Raw genomic sequence first — 15,776 nt, forward strand, 5'->3', positions numbered from 1 at the left:
AAAGTAAGTGCCCGCCCCGGCACGAGGGGCAAGCCTGCGCCAGCAGAAACTCACAAAAAAAGCACCGCAGGCAAGCCTGCGCCAGCAAAAACACGCGGCGAAGCCGCACAAAAAACACCGAGCCAGCGAGAGCGCTCTGAAAATGCCCGCCGACAGACGGGACAGTAAGACTTGTTTCCAGATGAAACCCGGAGAGTGGTCATTTTCAATGGAGCGCCTTACGGGCAGCTTTCGTTTCCGCAGTCAGGGATCGTTCCCCAAAAACGGATTCCAAAGGTGCCCTTTGGAAGGCCTTTGCTTCCTTTCGTCCTTTCACGAAAGGAAGTGCCCGCCCCGGCACGAGGGGCAAGCCCTGCGCCAGCAGAAACCCCACGCGGGGGCACCCGCAGGCAAGCTGTGCCCGCACGCACACCGCGGGAAACCCGCAGAAAAATTCACTCTTTCAATGCAACGACCAAAAAGAAAACAACTACCCGCCCGACCTAAAAATTAGGCTCTGCACCAGTAAAAGCGATCTCTGCAGCAAATCGATAAAGAAAAAAACCATTTGAAATTTGTACCATAATAAAAAGAAGATAAGGAAATTCTCCTGGCATGAAAAAACGCCCGGCTCCCGCAGAAATCCCCGCATAAAAGCCGCCATATAAAAAACAAAAATTTTCAAAAAAATAGAAAGATCAGAATTCGGGCAGGCTATCTTTAAAGAAAAAATTTCTGTTACTCTTGACAAACACGCACGGAGGGAGTAAAGTATAGGTACACCCCACCCGGGGTATAGGGAGGTGGCTATATGAATCAAAAATATAATGTGACCGGAATGAGCTGCTCCGCCTGCTCCGCCGCGGTGGAGAAGAGCGTAAAAAAGCTGGAGGGCGTGGAGGACGTAAACGTCAACCTGCTTTCAAACAGCATGACGGTTCATTTTGATGAAAGTATTCTCGATGACAACAGCATTATTTCAGCGGTGGAAAGCGCGGGCTACGGCGCCAGCGTCTTTACCCACGGGGCGGCTCCGGCCGCGCAGAAAACGGTGGACCCGGTTCAGGAAGAGCTGAAATCCATGCGCATGCGGCTGATTGTGTCGTTTGCGTTCTGGATTCCGCTGATGTACCTGGCGATGCACCACATGCTGAAAGAGTGGATCGGCCTGCCGGTGCCGGATATGATCAAAAACGCGTTCCACGGCGCAGAGAATGGGATTCCGTTTGCGTTTACCCAGCTGCTTCTGCTGATGCCGATCGTGTACGTGAACCGCAAATATTTCCAGGTTGGCTTCAAAACGCTGTGGAAGCGTTCGCCCAACATGGATTCGCTGATCGCCATTGGCTCCACGGCGGCGATTGCCTACGGCATTTTCGCCATCTATAAAATTGGCTATGCGCTGGGCATGGGCGATATGATGATGGCTGACCATTACCTGATGGATTTGTATTTTGAGTCCGCGGGTACGATTTTAACGCTGATCACCCTCGGTAAATATCTGGAGGCGCGCTCAAAGGGCAAAACCTCTGAAGCGATTTCAAAGTTGATGGATTTGGCGCCGAAAACGGCGGAGGTACTGCGCGACGGAAAAGAAGTGGAAATCCCCGTCGAGCAGGTCAGAGTGGGCGACATCGTGCTGATCCGCCCCGGAAAGAGCATCCCGGTCGACGGCGTGATCGTGGAGGGCTCCTCCGCGGTTGACCAGTCCGCGCTTACCGGCGAGAGCATCCCGGTCGAAAAGACCGTGGGCGATTCCGTCATCGCCGCTACGCTGAACAAAACCGGATTTTTCAAGATGGAAGCCAAAAAGGTAGGCGGCGACACCACTCTGGCGCAGATTATCGAGCTGGTGGAAGAAGCCAGCTCTTCCAAAGCGCCGATCGCAAAGCTGGCGGATAAGATCAGCGGTGTGTTCGTCCCGATCGTTATCGTGATCGCCCTGCTGGCCGCTGTCGTCTGGCTGGTGCTGGGGCAGTCGTTTGAGTTCGCGCTTTCCATCGCGATTGCGGTGCTCGTGATTTCCTGCCCCTGCGCGCTCGGTCTGGCGACTCCTGTGGCCATCATGGTCGGTACGGGCAAGGGCGCTTCCAACGGCATCCTGATCAAATCGGCCGAAGCGCTCGAAACTGCGCATACCGTGGGCGCTGTGGTGCTCGATAAAACGGGCACCATCACCGAAGGCAAGCCCCGGGTAACAGATATTCTTCCCGCCCCCGGCATCCAGGAGCAGGAGCTGCTCACCGCCGCCGCGTCGATCGAAAAGCCGTCGGAGCATCCGCTGGCGGAAGCGATCGTCGAAAAGGCCGCCGAGCTCACTCTGGAGCTTTCGCCGGTCGGGGACTTCCAGGCTGTTTCGGGCCGCGGAATCCTCACCAGCATCGGCGGCGAGCCGTATGCGGCCGGTAACCTTGCATTGATGCAGGAGCAGAAGGTAGATACCGGCGCTCTGCAGCAGCAGGCCGAAGCCTTCTCCGAGCAGGGGAAGACCTCGCTGTTCTTCGCAAAGGGCGGCCAGCTTCTCGGCGTGATCGCCGTGGCCGACGTGATCAAGCCCACCAGCCGTCAGGCGGTGCGTGAGCTTACCGCAATGGGCATCGATGTGATCATGCTGACCGGCGATAACAAACGCACGGCCGAAGCGATCCGCAGGCAAATGGGCATCGACCGCGTAGTAGCGGAGGTGCTGCCGCAGGATAAGGAAGAAGAAGTCCGCTCCATACAGGAGTCCGGCAAGCGTGTGGCCATGGTCGGCGACGGCATCAACGACGCCCCCGCACTGGCTAGGGCCGATGTCGGCATCGCCATCGGCGCCGGTACCGATATCGCCATCGAATCCGCAGACATTGTGCTGATGAAGAGCGATCTGATGGACGTGGTGACAGCGATTCAGCTGAGCCGCGCGACCATTCGCAATATCAAAGAAAATCTGTTCTGGGCGTTTTTCTACAACAGTATCGGCATCCCGCTGGCAGCCGGCGTGTTCTACGTGCTGCTGGGCTGGAAGCTGAACCCCATGTTCGCGGCGGCGGCGATGAGCCTCAGCTCCGTGTGCGTGGTGACGAACGCCCTGCGTCTGAAATTCTTTAAGCCCCGCCGCCGGTTTGACGGGGAAACGGAAATTTGACAAATCAGAAAGGAAACGGTACTATGAAAAAGTTACTTGCAATTGAAGGAATGACCTGCGAGCATTGCCAGGCGCGCGTGGAAAAGGCTCTGAATGGAATCGAGGGCGTACAGGCCAAGGTAAACCTGAAGCACAAAGAGGCCACTGTTACCCTCAGCCGCGACGTGCCGGACGAGGAATTTTCGAAAGTGGTGGAGGATGCCGGCTACAAGCTGGTTTCTGTGAAAGAGAAGAAGGGGCTGTTCGGCTGATCCGGCTCCGAATAGGGAGGTGGTAAGGATGCAGGCAGACAGAGAAAAAACGCTGCGGATGCTCAAAACGGCCCGTGGCCAGATCGACGGCCTGATCCGCATGGTTGAGGAGAATCGGTACTGTATCGATATTTCCAACCAGCTGATGGCCACACAGGCGATTTTGCGCAGTATTAACCGCGAGGTGCTGCATGCGCATTTGACCGGCTGCGTCAGTCAGGCACTGGGCAGCGAAGAGCAGCAGAAAAAAATCGATGAGATTATCGGCGTAATGGATAAACTCTCGAAATAATTGACTTAAAAAGATTCTGCCGGAAGGCAGGATCTTTTTTTATGGAGAATATGCTTTCCTTTCCGCAATCCGGAATTTTTCGCCGATGTGACAAAGGTTTTTCCGTATCGTCCTATCCCTCAAAAAAAGGTTGATTCCTTTTCACCGGAGGAGAAGAAGAACAGAATCGCCGTTTTTGAACTAGAGTGTATTCCAAGTTGCTTCTATAGAGTTTTGATGCTTTTTCTGAAAAATACAGCAAATTTCGCAAACTGACAAAATTCTACAGTTATTCTTTAATAGCTCGTAATTTCTCCATCTTTTTTCGTTTTTCATGCTATTTTCATTCAAAAAAAGCACACATCGGCCGATAATTATAATTAGGTATATTGTAAAAGGTAGAAAGCCCTGTCAGTAGCCGAAATACGGGTGCCGGCTATTATTTTTCGACCCGGTTAAATTTTCGCAAGGGAGAGAATAGACGCTGTGAAATCTTTAAAAAGAAAGTTGCATCTTTTCATAATGATACTGGTGCTGTTCACCAACATAATGGCTACGGGAATTACCTGTTGGCTGTCCTACCTCAATTCCATGACGCAGGCCGAGCAGACCTCGTCATATCTGGCGGAATCCTACAAGCAGTACTTGGGTTCTGAGCTGGACGAGTACCGGAGAGAGGTAGAGGAGGTTGCGAAATCTGCAATGTTAAACTCTGCGGATGCGGCGGTGCAGCAGCAGTATTTGCAGGAGCAGGCCAGACAGGAGGGCTTTGTGTATTTCGCGCTGGCCGACAGTCAGGGCAATACACAGCAGGATGGAAATGTGTCACAGGAAAAATGGTTCCAGTCCGCGAAAGGCGGAGCGGCCTATATCGCCGACCCGGTCAAGAGCCGCCGCGGCGACGACCTGACAGTGACCATCGGTGCGCCGGCAAGCGGCGGCCAGGTAATGTATGGCGAAATGACATACGACTCGTTTGCCAAAATGCTCGATTCCATTAAAATCGGCGGCGAGGGGTATGCTTTTGTCATCAGCCAGGACGGAAAAACCGTGCTGCACCCCACCAAAGACACGGTAGCAAATCCGGTGGATTACGCCGAAAAGGTTAAAACGGACCCAAGCGTAGCGCCCGTGGCGGAGCTGTACCGGCGTGCAGTAACCGGAGAAACCGGCATCCAGTACACGGTTTATCAGGGCCAGAAAAGACAAGTGGGCTTTACACAGATTTCCGGCCCTGAAAAATGGGCGATCGCGGTTTCCCGTCCGATCAGCCAGATCATGCAGGATCTGTACCGCACCTTGCTGATCAACGTGGGCATTGCGGTGCTGCTTCAGCTGATCACTCTGGTAGCCGCGGCGATGTTTGCGACTCGTTTGGCCAAGCCGATCGAGGAAGCCACCGAGAGAATCGAGCTGCTCGCGCAGGGCGACCTGCAGACCGATGTGCCGCAGGTGAAGGGCCGCGATGAAATTGCCCGCCTCTCCAGTGCCTTGGGCCATACCGTGCAGCAGCTTCGACTGTATATTCAGGATATTTCCCACGTGCTGGACGAGGTGTCCCGCAATAATCTGGCCACAGAAAGCGGTGTGGAGTACCGCGGCGATTTCGCCCCGATTCGGGAATCGCTGGCCCGGATTTTGAATTCACTCAACGAAACCTTTGAGGGAATTTCGCAGGCGGCGTACCAGGTGAACGCCGGCGCTGAAGAGATGGCTCTGGGTGCGCAGAATCTGGCGCAGAACTCTGCAGAGCAGGCCAGCACGGTGGAATCGCTGAATACGTCTTTGCAGAATGTCTCTGAGCATGTCAAGAACAATGCGTCCCACGCTACCTCTGTGGAGGGGCTGTCAAATGAAACGATCCGGTTCGTGCAGCAGGGCAATGAGCAGATGAACCAAATGCTGCAGTCCATGCGCGACATCGATCATGCGGCAAAGGAGATTTTGAATATCATCAAGGTGATTGACGATATTGCGGCGCAGACGAATATTCTGGCGCTGAACGCGGCCGTAGAAGCGGCGCGTGCAGGCTCAGCCGGCAAGGGCTTTGCCGTGGTAGCGGACGAGGTGCGCAGTCTGGCTTCAAAGAGTGCCCAGGCGACCACGACTACCTCTGACCTGATTCAAAGAGCTATAGATTCTGTGAAAAAGGGAATGGTAATCGCAGATCAGACCGCGAAATCGCTTGACCAGATTGTAGAAAAGAGCGGTCAGGTCAACGAGCTGATCAATCGGATTGCCGAGGCTTCCAACGAGCAGGCCAAAGCGATTACAGAGCTGGACAACGGCATGATGCAGATTTCTTCCGTTACACAGACGAACTCTGCAACCGCAGAGGAAAGCGCGGCGGCCAGCGAAGAGCTTTCCAGCCAGTCCGAAATGCTGAAAGAGCTGATGAAGCGCTTTCAGATAAAAAGCGGCACGATCGTAAAAGACGAAGAATAAATTTTAAAACGCAAACTCAGATGTTCCGGGCGGGGGAATGATTCCCCGCCCGGACGTATGATGAGAGCACGGCGGGGAATTCTATTTTTCGGGTCAAAACGCGTTTTAAATGAAAAAAATCCCGTTTTGTGTTGACAAGCCCCGGTTCAATTGCTATAATATACAAGTTCTCAACTCAGATGAATCATTAGCTCAGCTGGCAGAGCACCTGACTTTTAATCAGGGTGTCCGGGGTTCGAATCCCCGATGGTTCACCAAAAACAGTCCATCCTATAGGATGGACTGTTTTTTATTGCTGACAAAATACCCTGCGGGAACAACTGCCATCAGAACAATCCTTTTACCGTGATGAGTGACCAACTCGTCGATATCCTTGCAATCATTCATACCCGTATTCTAAGAGAATACAGTCGATTCCGTCGACCTTGCGTCAATTGCTTCAGAAAGTACGGGACGTTTTATTACATACAACAGAGAAAAGATGGGCCGCCCAGCGATCGGGCAACCCCTCTTTTCTCTGTTTAGTCTAATGATCTAACATCTAATGATAAAATATTTGATATTCCGGTTACTGCTGGCTCACAGCAGTTCTTTCACCTTGCGAACGGTTTCTTCCGCCGTCATGCCATAGTATTCCATCAAAGCGGCAGAATCGCCCGACTGGCCAAAGCAATCATCCATTCCAATATAACGCATCGGAACCGGATATTGCTCGGAAAGCGCATGAGCCACTGCTGAACCGAGCCCGCCCACAATGATTCCTTCCTCCAGCACGACGACCCGCTGTGTCTTTCTGGCGGACTCCACAATCAAATCCTTATCCAAGGGCTTGATCGTCGCAATGTTGATGACTTCCGCCTGAATCCCTTCCGCCAGCAGTTTTTCCGCCGCCTGATTGGCGATGTCCAGCAGGCTTCCCGTGGCGACCAAGGTCACGTCCTTGCCCTCTCTTACTTTGATACCCTTTCCGATTTGGAAGCAATAGGTATCCGGATCAAACACCACCGGAACAGGATTGCGCCCCAGACGGATATACACCGGGCCATCGTAGTCGATCATTGCCTTGACTGCGGCCCGCATTTCCACTGCATCACCGGGATTCAGGACAACCATGTTCGGTACGGCTGCCATTACGGCCAAATCCTCCACTGCCTGGTGGGTCGCGCCGTCCTTGCCTACTGAAATTCCGCCGTGGCTTCCACAAATTTTCACATTCAAATGGGGATATGCTACGGAATTGCGAATCTGCTCAAACGCACGGCCTGCTGCGAATACTGCGAACGTGCAGGCGAACGGGATTTTTCCCGTGGTTGACAGGCCCGCGGCGGTTCCTACCAGATCACATTCCGCAATTCCCATATCAAAAAAGCGGTTGGGATATGCGTCCTTAAATTTGCAGCTCATGGTGGCTTTTGCCAGGTCGGCATCCAGCACCACAACTTTTTCATTGCTCTCTGCGAATTCTATGATAGCCTGTCCAAAGGCGTCTCTTGTCGCGATCAGCTCACTCATCCGTTATTCCCCCAGTTCTTTCAGCGCTTGAGCCACCTGGTCGACAGATGGCGCACTGCCATGCCATCCGACCTGATTTTCCATGAACGATACGCCCTTGCCCTTTACGGTATTCATGACGATCATCGTAGGAATCCCCTTGGTCTCTTTCGCAGAATCAATTGCCTGCAGAATTTCCTCAATCTTATGGCCGTCAATCGTCAGCACGTTCCAGCCGAAGGCTTCAAAACGCCCTGCCACATTCACGTTTCCCATAATTTCTTCGATGGTACCGTCAATCTGAAGATGGTTGTAATCCACAAAGGCGATCACATGATCCAAACGGTAGTGGACGGTGCTCATAGCAGCCTCCCACACTTGCCCCTCCTCGGTTTCTCCATCTCCCATCAGGCAGTAAACGTAATAGTCCTTTCCATCCAGCCGGGCGCCCAGAGCGATGCCGTTGGCCACCGACAGGCCCTGGCCGAGGGAACCGGTAGAAACATCCACACCGGGGGTCTTCCCCGAATAGGGATGCCCTTGCAGAATGGAACCCAGCTCCCGCAGGTGATCCAGCTCTTCCATTGGGTAATAGCCTTTCATGGCCAGCGCGGCATACAGCGCCGGGCAGGCGTGTCCCTTGGATAACACAAACCGATCCCGATCCTCCCATAAGGGCTCTTCCGGCTTGATGTTCATCACGTCAAAATATAACGCTGCCATCAGGTCTGCACAGGACAGGGAACCGCCCGGATGCCCGGAGCCCGCTTTCCCGATGGACCGGATAATCAGCCTGCGGATTTGCTTTGCCTGCTGCTCCAAATACTCGATATTGCGCATCATTGTTACTCCTTTTGCTTACAGAATCTTCTTGTCGCCCATCGCTTTTTGCCAGTCGGACATAAAGCCCTCCAGACTGACGTCGGTCATGGGATGCCAGAACATTTTCTTCATGCATTCGTAGGGAATCGTGGCAATATCCGCGCCTGCCTTCGCCGCACCCACCACATAGGTAGGGGTTCTCATGCTGGCGGCGATGATCTGGGTCTTGATATGGTAGATCCGGTAAATTTCCGCAATATCCTCCAGCATTTTCAGGCCGTCCATCAAAACATCGTCAGAGCGTCCCACAAAGGGGCTGACGTAAGTAGCGCCCGCCTTTGCGACAATCAGGGCCTGTGCGGCGTCGTACACGGTGGTCACATTGGTTTTGATTCCCATTTTGGACAGTCGGGACACAGCGGTAATGCCCTCCTGTGTCATCGGGATTTTCACCACCATGTTCTCATGCCATCCTGCGATTTCCTGTGCTTCCCGTACCATGCCGTCCGCATCCGGAGCCAGAACCTCTCCGTTGACCGGACCTTCCACCATGTCGCAGATTTTCAGCAGAGTTTCTTTTAAATCCTTCCCCTCCCGCGCAATGATGGAGGGATTCGTTGTTACGCCATCTACGATGCCGGTTCGTACCATTTCATCAATTTCAGCCAGATTGGCGGTATCAATAAAGAATTTCATAATACTATTTCTCCTTTTCCTGTCAGCTTGCCGGTTTTCATCCGTCGGGAAAATGGGCAAAAGATCTCCCCCCTTTTCCGCTGCTCGTCCGGCATACCCGGGAACGCGTTCCAAGGCTGCATCGGGTAAGCCCTTCTTGCAACAAGAAAAAGTTGCTGTTTTTTGTCCGTTTTCTTTTTTAAATTAAGCCCGAGCCTTTTCTAAAAACTCTGACGGCTCAAACTGCTGTTTTAAAAAGATCAATCCTGCTTTCATCGCGGCGATCCGTGCTTCCATGCCGGCGTCTGCGATCTGGTTGCGCCACATGCGCAGGTTATAGGAAGCTTCGTCGTCAAAGGCCACCACGGCTTCCATTGTCACTGTGCCGTCGTACCCGATTTCCCGCAGGGTTCTGCCGATTTCCTGCCAGTTGATTCGCTTGTTTTGATAAGGGATCTGACGGTTAGGCTCCGATACATGAAACTGTCCGATATGCCCCTTTGCACAGCGGATCGCCTGAAGCACGTCGTCTTCCTCCAGGTTCATATGGAAGACATCCAGCAGAAGGCCGCAGTGATCGCTTTCTACCTGACGGATAAAATCCAGACCCTCCTGTACCGTATTGATGATATAATTTTCAAACCGGTTGGCGATTTCCATATTCAGCTGAATATGGTAGTCCTCCGCCGTTGGAATGACCTTACGAATGCATTCCAGGCTGTATTGTGTCCGCTCATATTTTACTTCGGGAGTAATCATATCGTTCTGGTAATCCGTTGGCCATGTGGAATACAAAATACCCCCGATTTCTGTACCGCCCAAGTAATAAGCCGCTTCTACCGCCCGCTTTAAATGCTCGACGGCGTACTGCCGGATAAAAGGATCGGATGACCGCATGTCCATCCCCTTGGGATACCCATAACAAAACAGCAGCTGGATTCCCATCTCTTCCGCCAATTTTCTGATTTCCGCTGTTTTTTTTCGGTCGCCCTGCAAGGTTTCGTCCGGCGGGCGCATTTCTACTGTTTCGGCGCCGGTTTCTTTTACCTGCCGGAAGAAGGTTTTGAGGTCATTCTGATCAAAGTGCTTTCCCCAGGTCAGCCGATGCACACCGTATTTCATGACATCCTCCATCTTCTATGTTCAGTCTGCCATCATCAGGCAATACATTTTCTTACGGTTATTTGGATTGCACCAGCTGCCGGATTGCTTTAAGGTCTTCTGCTGTCAGCCGGTGAAAATCACTGTTGCTTTCTCCGGTATTGGAATCCTCGATCAGAATCATTTTGGTATCCTTTTGGGTGATCGTGTTGTGCCACAGAGTGCGCGGAATGTTATATACCCGCCCCGGCTGCATTTCTACTTTGTCAAACGCCCAGCCATTTTCCAATTCTTCTGCGGAAATCAGTGTGCAGGAACCCGACAGCAGTACAAACAGCTCGTCTGTCCCATTGTGCCGTTCCAGCATATCCAAGCCGGTGATGTCATTTGCCGGCTTCCAATTTTTGATGCCTACCGTCCACTTTTCATTCTCGTACATCCGGCGCATTCCTTCGCCGGTAAACTCATAAGAGGCGATTTCCATTTTTGCTCCTTCTTTCTTTTGAAAAAGGGAGATGCTTTGAAAACACGTTGGCTTTTCGCGAGATCTCCCTTTTCCATGATCCTGATCAGTGACTGTGCTGCTTTTCTTTCCTATTCGGCATGCAGGGATTTCTGCATGATTTTTAAAGCGTCTTCTGCAGAAATCTGCCCCAACAGCGCCTGCTGATTGGTGTTGGCCCAGGTGCTGTTGATGAATTCCGTCAGGGTATCTGTGGGGGGGAGTACGCCGGCGTGCTTCAGGCTTTCGGCCGCAACGGTCTGGAACTTATTGTCCTTGTATTCGCTGGTGGCAACTACGTTCTCGGTCCCCAGGCCCTTGCCGGTGGATTTGAACCACGTGGTTCCGCCTTCGCCCGTGGTCATGTACTGATAGAAATCAAACGCAGCTTCTTTGTTTTCGCACTGCTCATAAACGGTGAGGCACGTATCTCCGGTGCAGGTCCATTGTCCGCCCTTACCTGCCGGAACAGGGAATGCCGCCACATCATCGCCAAACGTTTCGGACCAGATGGCACTGGAACCGATATGATGGATGATCATCGCTGTCAGGCCGCTTTTAAAGCCGTCCACTGTTTCGGCGTAAGCCGCATTGGGCGCGGAATCGGGCGCATAGCCGCTCTTGAAAATGTTCAGATAGGCATTGTAAGCTTCCACAGCCTGCGGAGTGGTCAAATCATCCCAGTTTGCGCCATAGGCATACAAAAAGCTGCCCAAATGCTCATGTCCGCCTCCGGCTCCGCGCAGGCCCAGGCCGTAAACATCCGTTTTTCCGTCCCCGTTGGTATCCATCGTTGCTTTTTTGATGGCGTCCAGAAATTCATCAAAGGTGGTGGGGGCCTTTTCTATGCCGGCCTTCTGGAAATAAGACGGTCTGTAATAGACATACAAAGCTTCCAGTGTCCACGGCAGAACCGACAGCTTTTCATCGCCGGTAGAGGCCTTCATCATCTGCCAGATTCCGTCATTGATCTGGGATTTATCCTGCCACGCATCCACATAAGAGCTCATGTCTGCCAAAAGGTGATTGGCTGCAAAATTTTTGCCTGCCTGAAGCTTAAAGGTGGAGAGATCCGGCCCGCCGCCGCCCATAATCGCCGTGAAAATCGAATCGGTAAACCCGCCGCTGTCCCAGGGATATTCCTCTGCGGTGACCAGAATGTTCTTGTCGTTGGTTTCGTTGTACTGTTTGACAATGCTCTGCATCAGATCGGACTGTTCTGTATTGTCTGCCCAATACCAATAGGACAGCTTTGTTGCTTGCTTACCGGAAGGATCTGACCCGGAGGATACGGAAGAAGAGTTATTGCCGCCACATCCGGCCAAAGAAGAGATGAGCATCACGCCTGCCAGGAACGTCGCTATTACCTTTTTCATTTCTCTATTCTCCTTTTATTACAAATTCCCCATCTTTTCTAGGAAATATGGGCCACTGCCAAACAAGGCCTATCCTTTGACAGCTCCCGCTGTCAGGCCGGAAACCAGCTTTTTCTGCGCAAAGAAGAACATGATACAAACCGGGAGCACCGTGATCGTGCCGCCTGCACACAGCATGTCCCATTCTACACCCAGTTGGCCGATCAGGCTGTTCAACGCCACGGGTATGGTACGGGTTGCGGGATTCGTGAACATAGAGGACAAGGTGTATTCGTTCCACCCCTGCATGAAAATGTATACGCCGGCGGCCAGAAGACAGGGGGTCAAAATGGGAAGGAAAATCCGGACAAACGCGCCGGTTCGATTGCACCCGTCAATCAGAGCGGCTTCTTCCAGGGAAAAGGGAACGTCCCGGATAAAGCCCTGGATCAGCCAGACCGAAAACGGAATAGTAAACGTAGTGTATGCCAGAACCAGACCGGTGGGCGTATACAGCAGATTCATCGACCGCATAATGGAGTACAGCGGGATCATCAAAAGCACGGTGGGGAACATGTTGTTGGAAAGAAAGAGTCCCATAAGGAACTTGCGCCCTTTGAATTCGAACCGGGAAAAGGCGTACGCGGCCAGAGTAGAAAACACCAGAGAGACCACCATGGTGGCAACCGCTACCGTCAGACTGTTCTTCATGTATTTGATAAAATTGAAATAGCCGAACAGCTTTTCATAGGTCATCCAGGTCCAGTGCTGCGGCCAATACAAAAGAGGGTTGGCATAAATTTCAGCATCCGGTTTTACGGAGGTAATAAACATCCAGTAGAAAGGAAACAGCAAAAAGAGCAGGAACAGTAAAACGGGAAGAACCAGTGTCAGTGTGAATTTGACCGCCTCTGCGGAGTGATGCTTTACTTTCATCTCAATCCCTCCCTCAACTCCGCTCGCTCTGAAACGTAAACCGCAGATACGGCACGGCCACTACCAGAAGAAGCACAGCCAAAATGACCGACATTGCTGAAGCGTAGCCCAGATTCAGTACATGGGCCTTCTGATACACGTAAATGCTCAGTGTCTGGGTTGCGTAGGCCGGGCCGCCAGCAGTCATGTTCTGGATAATATCTACCGAATTGGCCACCCAGATGATCCGCAGAAGCACGGTGACAAACAGGGTGTTTTTAATGGATGGAATCGTTATGTAAAAGAGTTTTTGCGCGCCGGACGCGCCGTCAATATCCGCCGCCTCATACATGTCACTGGATACACCCTGCAAAGCGGCCAGAAGCATCAGGGCAAAGAACGGAATCCCCTGCCACACTACCGAAACAACTGCCGCTGGCATTGCGGCCTCGTGCCGGGACAAAAAAGAAATTCCGTGCTCTAAAATCCCCAATCGGATCAGAACGTCGTTGATGACGCCGTAATTTCCATCATACAGCCACCGCCACATCAGGCCGATCAGTACGCCGGGGGTAACCCATGGAACCATGGACAGAGCGCGCACAACACCGCAGCCAAAAAATTTGCGGTTCAAAATCAGGGCCAGAATGAAACCGAACAGGAATTGCAGACCCACGCCGAATACGACCCAGACCAGGGTACGGAAAATGGAAGGCCAGAACTGCGGGTCCTGGGTGAAAATTTCGATATAATTTCCCAGACCGAGAAATTGTGTCTTGCTTGGATAACGAAGATCGTAATACTGAAAACTGGTAACGATCGCCTGTACCACAGGAATAAAAACCACACAAAGCATTGTAAGCAATGCGGGAGCGATCAGCAAATACGGCCAAATCCAGTGACCCTGTTTTACTTTCATATTACGCCTTTCCTTTCTTCAGTCGTCTGATGTTATCCAGCGAGGTGTAAATATGAGTGGTGACTGCGTTTTGCGCACGACAGCTGTCCCGGTGCACAAACGCCTGAAAAATATCGTTATGCATATGCTGGGAAAGGCTGAAGCTCTCTTCCGATTCCGCCAAAATGACGATCCCTTTCTGGATCGTTTCGTAAATGACGGGGATGACCTGATTGAACACCGCGTTTTTAGAGCACTTGGCAATCAGGGTGTGGAACTGAATATCCAGCTCCAGACGGGCCGGGTCCCGGTAATTGATGGTGTACATCTTCTGAACAATCTGCTCCATCTGCTGAATTTCTTCGGGAGTGGCCCTCTCCACCGCCAGAGCCGCAATTTGGGGTTCAATGATCAGCCTTACTTCAAATACGCTTTCGGTAAGCTTTGCCCGGTCAATGTAGCGAAAGCCCAGCGGATCATCCCCCAGCCCCGTAAAGTCACAAACATAGGTGCCGTCGCCCTGCCGGATTACGATAATGTTCTGTGCCTTCAGCATCTTCATTGCCTCTCGTACCGTGGGGCGGCTGACGCCGCACATTTCCGCCAGCTGCGCCTCATTGGGAAGCTTTGTTCCGGGTTTCAGTTTATCTCGGATAATCAAATCATTGATCTGCTCCGCAACTTTGACGGATAAGGAATGCTTGGTTGGTTTGTCCTGCATAAGACATCCTCCTGTCATCTTTTATCTGCCCTAGAATAAATTCATATTATCTGCGAAGAAGCTGTCAGCAGAAGTAAAACTATATATAAAATTTGTCGATTTATTTGTTTTTTTATATTTATTACACTTGTCAATAAAGTGTAAATATTGTTATGATTTTTTGTATAGTTTTAACATGGCGCCTTCTGGTTTGCTATGAAACGTGCAATTATTTTTGCGAATTTTATTAGATAAGACCACACAAACGTCTTACCTTTCTTTGAAAAGCCTTTATTTGATCAGCTTACAATCCTTTTTTTCATCAAAATTGGATGATATTTCCTTCTGTTTATCCGCATTGGTCAGAGGAATCAAAAAGGGAGAGAATCTTAGATTCTCTCCCTTTTTGATTCCTCTGTTTCTATTGATCGTGCCGCAGGAAAAAGTCCAGTGTCGCCCGGTTATAAGCCTCCGGCTGCTCCCATTGATGAACATGGCCGCCGTTTTTACACAGATACAATTCACTGGCAGCGATCCCTTCATACAGTTCCATCGTTTTTTCGATTGGCACAAACAGATCTCTGGAACCCGCGGCAATGAGCGTGGGGGAAGTGATGCGGCACAGCTCCAGCGTAGCATCATGGGCCAGGCAGGCATTGCACTGGGCCCGATAGGCATAAGCGGGCATGGGATACGGATACAGAGCGTCCTGACGCTCCGCCTTCCAAAGCATGTCCTCACAGGTGTTCTGAATGCTTTGAGAAAAGGTCATCCACTGATTCAGATGTTTAAACGTGGTTTTGTCGAGCTGCTCCACACTGTCCCTCAGAGCTTCGATGGCTCGGCGAAAGCTGTTGCTGACACTGGCAAAGGTGCTGGTCAGAACAAGAGAGCGGACTCTGTGGGGATGCCGGGCCGCCAGGTGCTGGGCGATCGCTCCGCCCATGGAAACACCGTTCACATGGGCCTGCGGTATCTCTAAAGCGTCCATAATTCCCAGGACGTCCTCCGCCATTTCTATGGTGGAGTAGGCTTCTGCCTTCGGCTTATCGGAGCGCCCCACCCCTCGGTTATCCAGTGTAATGCATTGAAAATGCTGGGCATATACCTTGACATTTTGGTTCCATTTTTCACCGGGAGCCCCTAAGCCCATAATGAGAACCAGCGGCGTTCCCTGCCCGGTGATTTCTACATGAAAGGAGTTTCCATTGACCAAAAGCTCTTTTTCAGTCGTGTTTTTCATA

General features: G+C 51.8%; 14 protein-coding genes and 1 tRNA gene. 5 read left to right on the forward strand and 10 right to left on the reverse strand.

Annotated features, from left to right (window positions below; genetic code table 11):
- Window positions 1-790: 790 nt before the first annotated feature.
- The 5 genes from HMPREF1141_RS04620 (at window position 791) to HMPREF1141_RS04640 (ending at window position 6,330) form a co-directional block, all read left to right on the forward strand.
- The gene (locus tag HMPREF1141_RS04620) at window positions 791-3,106 is read left to right on the forward strand and encodes a heavy metal translocating P-type ATPase (protein ID WP_009061598.1); all 2,316 of its coding nucleotides are present in this window, start codon (window positions 791-793) and stop codon (window positions 3,104-3,106) included.
- 23 nt (window positions 3,107-3,129) lie between these two features.
- The gene (locus HMPREF1141_RS17830; RefSeq protein ID WP_009061578.1) at window positions 3,130-3,357 is read left to right on the forward strand and encodes a heavy-metal-associated domain-containing protein; all 228 of its coding nucleotides are present in this window, start codon (window positions 3,130-3,132) and stop codon (window positions 3,355-3,357) included.
- 28 nt (window positions 3,358-3,385) lie between these two features.
- On the forward strand, window positions 3,386-3,649 hold the full coding sequence (locus HMPREF1141_RS04630; RefSeq protein WP_009061547.1) for a metal-sensing transcriptional repressor: 264 nt from the start codon (window positions 3,386-3,388) through the stop codon (window positions 3,647-3,649).
- A gap of 465 nt (window positions 3,650-4,114) precedes the next feature.
- Window positions 4,115-6,073, forward strand: coding sequence for a methyl-accepting chemotaxis protein (locus HMPREF1141_RS04635; protein ID WP_009061586.1), 1,959 nt, complete (start codon window positions 4,115-4,117; stop codon window positions 6,071-6,073).
- A 181-nt stretch (window positions 6,074-6,254) separates the two neighbouring features.
- Window positions 6,255-6,330: transfer RNA gene (locus HMPREF1141_RS04640), tRNA-Lys, on the forward strand.
- Window positions 6,331-6,652: 322 nt separating this feature from the next.
- On the opposite strand, the gene HMPREF1141_RS04645 is transcribed toward HMPREF1141_RS04640, so the two are convergent.
- From HMPREF1141_RS04645 to HMPREF1141_RS04690, 10 genes are all read right to left on the reverse strand, one after another.
- Window positions 6,653-7,585: a transketolase family protein gene (locus HMPREF1141_RS04645; protein ID WP_009061594.1), complete on the reverse strand. Its 933-nt coding sequence runs from the start codon at window positions 7,583-7,585 to the stop codon at window positions 6,653-6,655.
- Between the two features lie 3 nt (window positions 7,586-7,588).
- Complete coding sequence (locus tag HMPREF1141_RS04650) at window positions 7,589-8,407, reverse strand: transketolase (protein WP_009061609.1); 819 nt, start codon at window positions 8,405-8,407, stop codon at window positions 7,589-7,591.
- A gap of 15 nt (window positions 8,408-8,422) precedes the next feature.
- Complete coding sequence (fsa, locus tag HMPREF1141_RS04655) at window positions 8,423-9,082, reverse strand: fructose-6-phosphate aldolase (RefSeq protein WP_009061619.1); 660 nt, start codon at window positions 9,080-9,082, stop codon at window positions 8,423-8,425.
- A gap of 183 nt (window positions 9,083-9,265) precedes the next feature.
- Window positions 9,266-10,183, reverse strand: coding sequence for a sugar phosphate isomerase/epimerase family protein (locus tag HMPREF1141_RS04660; protein WP_009061604.1), 918 nt, complete (start codon window positions 10,181-10,183; stop codon window positions 9,266-9,268).
- Between the two features lie 58 nt (window positions 10,184-10,241).
- Window positions 10,242-10,646: a cupin gene (locus HMPREF1141_RS04665; RefSeq protein WP_009061549.1), complete on the reverse strand. Its 405-nt coding sequence runs from the start codon at window positions 10,644-10,646 to the stop codon at window positions 10,242-10,244.
- A 110-nt stretch (window positions 10,647-10,756) separates the two neighbouring features.
- Window positions 10,757-12,040, reverse strand: coding sequence for a sugar ABC transporter substrate-binding protein (locus HMPREF1141_RS04670; RefSeq protein WP_009061590.1), 1,284 nt, complete (start codon window positions 12,038-12,040; stop codon window positions 10,757-10,759).
- A gap of 69 nt (window positions 12,041-12,109) precedes the next feature.
- A complete protein-coding gene (locus HMPREF1141_RS04675; protein ID WP_009061563.1) occupies window positions 12,110-12,955 on the reverse strand; it encodes a carbohydrate ABC transporter permease in 846 nt (281 codons plus the stop codon).
- Window positions 12,956-12,968: 13 nt separating this feature from the next.
- The gene (locus HMPREF1141_RS04680; protein ID WP_009061576.1) at window positions 12,969-13,853 is read right to left on the reverse strand and encodes a sugar ABC transporter permease; all 885 of its coding nucleotides are present in this window, start codon (window positions 13,851-13,853) and stop codon (window positions 12,969-12,971) included.
- Window position 13,854: 1 nt separating this feature from the next.
- Window positions 13,855-14,553 carry a FadR/GntR family transcriptional regulator gene (locus HMPREF1141_RS04685; RefSeq protein WP_009061552.1) on the reverse strand — a complete coding sequence of 233 codons (699 nt, stop codon included), beginning with the start codon at window positions 14,551-14,553 and terminating at the stop codon, window positions 13,855-13,857.
- Window positions 14,554-14,953: 400 nt separating this feature from the next.
- On the reverse strand, window positions 14,954-15,775 hold the full coding sequence (locus tag HMPREF1141_RS04690) for an alpha/beta hydrolase (protein ID WP_009061611.1): 822 nt from the start codon (window positions 15,773-15,775) through the stop codon (window positions 14,954-14,956).
- Window position 15,776 lies beyond the last annotated feature (1 nt).

The sequence above is a fragment of the Clostridium sp. MSTE9 genome (assembly GCF_000277625.1).
GTDB lineage: Bacteria > Bacillota > Clostridia > Oscillospirales > Acutalibacteraceae > Faecalispora > Faecalispora jeddahensis.